Genomic DNA, 457 nt, shown 5'->3' with positions numbered 1-457 from the left:
CAGGGGCATCTTGTTGTCGATCAGAGAGGAATTCCCTCAGCCTTCCAGCTCACCGCAGCCAATATTGATGAACGTGATACAGCCTATGACTTTTTAGACAATATTACCGGGCTACTTCTGGGCGACAAGGGCTACATAAGGCCTGAACTGGAAACTGATTGCAAATTAGAAGGAATTGATTTGCAGACACCGTTAAGGCGTAACATGAGAGACGATCGCCCCAAATGCTTTGTCAAACTTATCATGCGTATACGCCGGAGGGTTGAAACAACGATTGGGCAGCTGGTGAAGTATTTTGATATTGAGCATTGTGGTTGCCGGGATATGTGGCATCTGACCAGTCGTATAGGGCGTAAAATTCTCGCTTTTACTGTGGGCGCGTATTTGAACATTCAGGCCGGAAAGGAACCTGCTCAGTTTGAGGGGCTAATTTCGGCCTGAAAGTCACACATCGGGT

The 457-nt window shown here is 47.5% G+C and carries 1 protein-coding gene; it reads left to right on the top strand.

Annotation, left to right across the window (positions count from 1 at the left end):
* Positions 1 to 441 (top strand): transposase (locus E1189_RS00430; protein WP_155158181.1); only part of this gene is annotated, 441 nt, incomplete at its 5' end.
* Positions 442 to 457: the final 16 nt, after the last annotated feature.

Source organism: Parendozoicomonas verongulae (assembly GCF_009711465.1).
GTDB classification, from domain to species: Bacteria; Pseudomonadota; Gammaproteobacteria; order Pseudomonadales; family Endozoicomonadaceae; genus Sansalvadorimonas; species Sansalvadorimonas verongulae.
This window is presented reverse-complemented; position numbering and strand designations above follow the sequence as displayed.